The sequence below is a fragment of the Oleiphilus sp. HI0043 genome (genome assembly GCF_001634935.1).
Genome location: NZ_LWEY01000153.1, coordinates 1 through 1,516, shown reverse-complemented (window position 1 = coordinate 1,516; position 1,516 = coordinate 1). Strand labels below are relative to the sequence as shown.

At 43.6% G+C, this 1,516-nt stretch carries 2 protein-coding genes; both read left to right on the top strand.

Translation table 11 applies throughout. The features are described 5' to 3' along the window. On the top strand, positions 1-320 hold a 320-nt coding region (locus A3729_RS34330; RefSeq protein ID WP_156497599.1), incomplete at its 5' end, for an ATP-binding protein. Positions 321-334: 14 nt separating this feature from the next. Beyond that, positions 335-1,516 (top strand): sigma-54 dependent transcriptional regulator (locus tag A3729_RS02925; RefSeq protein ID WP_068633115.1); only part of this gene is annotated, 1,182 nt, incomplete at its 3' end.

Below are 1,516 nucleotides of genomic sequence, written 5' to 3'. Positions count from 1 at the left end.
CTTGGGAATGTTCTGCAGTTAGCAAGGAAACGCCATTAACAATAAAGATTAGTGTTGGGGTTAAGGAGGATGGGGCTGTGTGTCTTGTGATTAGAGATAGCGGTCCTGGTATTCCTGGCCAGCACAGGAGTAAGATTTTTGAACCGTTTTATACAACCAAGCAAAAAGGGACTGGCCTTGGGCTGGCGGTAGTTCAGTCTGTTGTTAAGGCGCATAAAGGTAATTTCAGAATGCGTTCATCCAAGAAAGGGGTGACTGCAATGATTGACCTGCCGTCAATTAATGTTACTCCTACTAATAATAATTTTGCTCAGTGTTAAGAGGTAAATAAGTCATGTCAGCGACCAAAGTATTAATTGTGGAAGATGATAAGGAATTAAGAGAAGCACTGTGTACAACATTACAGCTTGCAGGGATGGGCTTCGTAGAAGCGGACTGTGCTGAGAATGCATTGAAGGAGCTTGAAAACGCGCATTTTGATGTAGTGATAAGTGATGTAAATATGCCGGGAATGGATGGCCACGAGCTCTTGCAGCAGGTTAAGTTAAAATATCCTGGTTTGCCGATGATGCTTATCACTGCCTATGGTCAAATTAAGCTGGCTGTTGAAGCTATGCAAAGTGGTGCCGCAGACTATTTAGTAAAACCTTTCGAACCAAAAACCTTAATTCAATCAATTATTAAAATTTTGGGGCTTGGTGATACATCTGAAGAAAAGTCTAGTGATGAGAAAGGGCCTGTTGCTGAAGATCCATTCTCTAAGCAATTTTTTGAAGTCGCTCGCAAAGTTGCTGAATCTGATTCGACAGTAATGATTTCAGGTGAAAGTGGTACGGGTAAAGAAGTATTGGCGAGATATATTCACGAGTCATCATCGCGAAAGAACAAACCTTTTGTTGCTTTGAATTGCGCAGCAATCCCAGAGAATATGCTAGAAGCAACACTGTTTGGCCATGAGAAAGGGGCTTTTACCGGCGCGTATGCAAGTTCGCCCGGTAAGTTTGAGCTTGCCAATGGCGGAACCTTATTGCTAGATGAAATATCTGAAATGGATCTAGGCTTGCAGGCAAAACTACTTAGGGTTCTGCAAGAACGTGAAGTGGAGCGAGTTGGCGGAAGAAAAGCGATTCCTTTGGATGTACGGGTATTGGCGACGACAAACCGTGATTTAAAAGAGTACGTAAACGAAGGAAAGTTTAGAGAAGATTTGTATTATCGTCTGAGCGTGTTTCCCATGGCCTGGAAGCCTTTGCGAGAGCGTCCTATGGATATTTGGCCGCTGGCTAAACGCTTGCTTGCTGAGCATTCTAGCAAAATGAAGCGTGAAAAAATGGAGTTTGGTGAGGGTGTAGAGACTTACTTGTCTCAATACCATTGGCCGGGAAATGTCCGAGAGCTTGATAATGCGATTCAGCGTTCGCTGATTATGGCCTGCAATGGTGTGGTTAAGGTTAGCGACCTATGCTTGGATTTATCCGAGTCGGCTAACTGGATACTTGAATCCAAGCAAGAGGTT